The following is a 3,447-nucleotide window of genomic DNA, read 5'->3' as shown; positions in this document are numbered from 1 at the left end:
GCGGGGTGATCGAGGGCGGTGGTCGTCCTCGATGGGCGTTAGCGTCCGCGGCATGAACCTCGACTGGACCGCGCAGCTGGTCGACCAGCTCGACTGGCACTGGCAGCGGCACCTGCGCCCCGGGCTCGACGACCTGACCGACGAGGAGTACGCCTGGGAGCCGGTGGCCGGGTGCTGGAGCGTCCGGCCGCGCGGCGCGTCCACCGCGCCGATGGCGCTCGGCGACGGGGACCTCGTCCTGGAGTTCGCGCTGCCCGAGCCGGTCCCCGCGCCGGTGACGACCATCTCCTGGCGGCTGGCGCACGTCGTCGTGGGCGTGCTCGGCGCTCGGGTGGCCTCCCACTTCGGCGGCCCGCCCGCGGACTACGGCACCTTCGCCTACGCCGCGACCGCCGCGGGGGCGCTGGCACAGCTGGACGAGGTCTACGCGCGGTGGCGCGAGGGGGTGGCGGGGCTGGGGGAGCGGGACCTGGCGCGGCCGTGCGGCCCGGCCGAGGGCCCGTACGCCGAGCACCCCCTGGCGGCGCTGGTGCTGCACGTCAACCGGGAGGTGCTGCACCACGGCGCGGAGGTGCTGCTGCTGCGCGACCTCTACCGGCACGGCGCCGCGTCGCGGGCCTGACCGGTCGGGCCGTGCCCGGTCAGCGCGGTCGGGCCGGGGTGAGGCCCTGGTCGGTGGCGGGGTCGGTGGTGACGGGGTCGGTGGTGGCCGGGTCGCGGCGGGGCAGCAGCAGCGGGGTGGCCAGCAGCAGCACCCCGGCCACGCCGATGGCGACGCGGGAGCCGGCGACGGCGGCCAGCAGGCCGCCCAGGGCGGTCACGGCCGCGGTGGTGAGCCTGGTGGTGATCGTCCACGCGGCCAGGGTGCGGGCGACGAGGTGGGGCGGGAGCCGGTCGAGCCGGTAGGCGGCGAACACCGGGTTGAACACGCCCGCGCAGGTGATCAGGGCGAGTTCGACCGCGATGACCAGCAGCAGGCCGCCGGGTCCGGGGTGGACCAGCACCAGCCCGACCGACCAGCACGCGCGCAGCGCCCCGGAGACCCGCAGGACCCGGTGGGTGCCGAAGCGGGCGACCAGGCGGCGCGACAGCCGTGAGCCGACCAGGCCGCCGACGCAGGGCGCGGCGAACGCCAGGCCGTACTGCCAGGGGGTGAACCCCAGTTCGCCGAGCATCAGCACCGCCAGCAGCGGCGAGGACACCATGATCAGGGCGTTGACCAGGGCGGTGTTGAGCAGCAGCGGCCGCAGCGCCGGGTGGGTCAGGGCGTGCCGCCAGCCCTCGACCAGGTCGCCGGCCCGGGGCGCGCCGGTGCGGGCGGGGCGGGGTTCGCCGCCGCCGATCGCGCCGAGCCCGGCCGCCGAGAGCAGGTGGCTCGCCGCGTTGACCACGACCGTGGTGACCGGACCGAACAGGCCGAACGCGGCCCCGCCCAGCGGTGGTCCCAGCGCGGTGGCGGTCCAGGCGGTGGACTCCAGCCGGGCGGTGGCCGTGAGCAGGTCGGGCGGCGCCACCAGCGACTTGAGGTAGGCGCCGGAGGCGGCCTGGAAGGCGATGTCGGCCGCGGCGACCACGACCGCGACGACGAGCAGGTGGGCGTAGCCGAGCAGGTCGAGCGCGAACGCGACGGGGAGGCTGGCCAGGGCCGCGCACCGCAGCAGGTCCATCCCCACCATGACCGGTCGCTTGCGCCGGAACTCCAGCCAGGAGGCCAGCGGCACCGCGACCGCCGCGCCCGCGGCCAGCCCGGCGGCGGCCAGCGCCGACACCTGCGCGGGCCCGGCGTGCAGCACGAGGACCGCGATCAGGGGCATGGCGTCGAAGGCGAACCGCGTGCCGAACGCGTTGACCGCGTAGGACGCCCACAACCACCCGAACCGCCGACCCACCCCTGGCCCCCTCGCGCACCACCCCGCGTCGACCCGGCGTCGACCCGCCGGGGGATCCAATCGGGTGGGCGCGGTGGTGATCAAACAACCGGCGCGCTCCCGGGCCACAACCGGTGGTTGTGCGCCTAGGGTGGCGGGCGTGGACCTCGATGCCGTGCGCGCGTTCGTCGCGGTGGTGGACGCGGGGCGGTTCCGGGAGGCGGCCGGCGAGCTGGCGATCACCCAGCAGGCGGTGTCCAAGCGGATCGCGGCGCTGGAGCGCGACCTGGCGGTGCGGCTGTTCACCCGCACCCCGCGGGGTGCCCGGCTCACCGTCGACGGGCAGGCGCTGCTGCCCCACGCGCGCGACCTGCTGCGGGCCGAGGAGCGTGCGCTGGCGTCGGTGCGACCCGGTCGCCGCGCGCTGCGCGTGGACGTGATCGGCCGCAGCCTCGCCCCGGCGGGCCTGCTGCGCGGGTTCCTGCGCGCACACCCGGGCACGGAGCTGGACGTGGTGACCCTGACCGACGGCGACTCGGCGACGGCCGCCGTGCGCGACGGCGTGCTCGACGCGTCCTTCCGGGCGGTGACCGCGCGGGAGCTGCCCGGCGGTGTGGCGGCCACGCGGGTGCTCGACGAGCCGATCCAGCTGCTCACCGGCCCGGCCCACCCGCTGGCCGCGGTGCGCGGTGTCGCGCCCGCCGAGCTGGTCGGGCGCCGGATCTGGATGCCCGGCATCGTCGAGGGCACCGAGTGGGCCGCCTTCTACGGCGAGCTGGCCGCCGAGTTCGGGCTGGACATCGACGTGGTCGGGCCCCGCTTCGGCACCGAGCCGGTGCTGGACGCGCTGGCGGGCTCGGCGACGCTGGCGACGTTCGTGGGCGAGGGGACCCGGTTGCTGTGGCCGGCGGGCCACGACCTGCGGCGGGTCCCGCTGCGCGGACCGACGCCGGTCTACCCGCACTCGCTGCTGTGGCGGGACGACAACCCGCACCCCGGGCTCGTCGCGCTGCGCCGCCACCTGGGGCGGGTCCCGTGCGGGCGCGAGGGCACCTGGACGCCGGTGTGGGCGCGGGAGGCGTCCCGGCCGGCCGGTTAGCCGCCGTGCCGGGTGGTCGCCGGTGTGACCGCCGGCCTGGGGCGGCCGTTCCGGGTGGCGGGTCTCAGTAGCCGCCCGGGTCGAGGCAGGCGTCGGTGAGATTGACCCGGTGCTCGTGGCGCAACTGGTCGGCCAGGTCGGCGGGGTCGACGCCGAAGGCCTCGACGACCCGCAGCGACGCCGGGGTCAGCGCCGTGCCCTCGAGGTCGGAGGCGCCGGTGAGCAACCGGTGGTTGTCGGCCTTGGTGCGCTGTTCGCGGACCTCGCGCACGCGCGGGTCGCCGCGCAGCCGCTCGGCGGTCCGGCGCATGTCCTCGTCGGTGCCGAACAGCAGCCGCAGGTCGGTGCAGTAGGCCGCGGGTGCGCCCGGGACCCGCTGGTGCGCCGTCACCGCCACCAGCGCGACCGCGGCGGCCAGGGCGAGGGCCGCCGCGGCCGCGAGCAGCCGAACGGTGGAGGGCATGCACAAACCCTGCCACC

The 3,447-nt window shown here is 77.1% G+C and carries 4 protein-coding genes; 2 read left to right on the top strand and 2 right to left on the bottom strand.

Annotated elements, in window-relative coordinates; genetic code table 11:
- Positions 1-52 precede the first annotated feature (52 nt).
- Positions 53-622, top strand: a complete 570-nt coding sequence (locus ACFV4N_RS41570; RefSeq protein WP_499678196.1) for a DinB family protein — start codon at positions 53-55, stop codon at positions 620-622.
- A 19-nt stretch (positions 623-641) separates the two neighbouring features.
- Here ACFV4N_RS41570 and ACFV4N_RS41565 read toward each other — a convergent pair whose 3' ends face one another.
- Positions 642-1,889, bottom strand: coding sequence for an MFS transporter (locus ACFV4N_RS41565; protein WP_499678195.1), 1,248 nt, complete (start codon positions 1,887-1,889; stop codon positions 642-644).
- Positions 1,890-2,028: 139 nt separating this feature from the next.
- On the opposite strand from ACFV4N_RS41565, the gene ACFV4N_RS41560 reads away from it, so the two are divergent.
- Positions 2,029-2,967 carry a LysR family transcriptional regulator gene (locus ACFV4N_RS41560; protein WP_499678194.1) on the top strand — a complete coding sequence of 313 codons (939 nt, stop codon included), beginning with the start codon at positions 2,029-2,031 and terminating at the stop codon, positions 2,965-2,967.
- A gap of 64 nt (positions 2,968-3,031) precedes the next feature.
- Here the strand turns inward: ACFV4N_RS41560 and ACFV4N_RS41555 are convergent, their stop codons facing one another.
- The gene (locus tag ACFV4N_RS41555) at positions 3,032-3,430 is read right to left on the bottom strand and encodes a hypothetical protein (RefSeq protein WP_499678193.1); all 399 of its coding nucleotides are present in this window, start codon (positions 3,428-3,430) and stop codon (positions 3,032-3,034) included.
- Between the last annotated feature and the right edge of the window lie 17 nt (positions 3,431-3,447).

This window comes from Actinosynnema sp. NPDC059797 (assembly GCF_042732085.1).
Lineage (GTDB): Bacteria > Actinomycetota > Actinomycetes > Mycobacteriales > Pseudonocardiaceae > Actinosynnema.
This window is presented reverse-complemented; position numbering and strand designations above follow the sequence as displayed.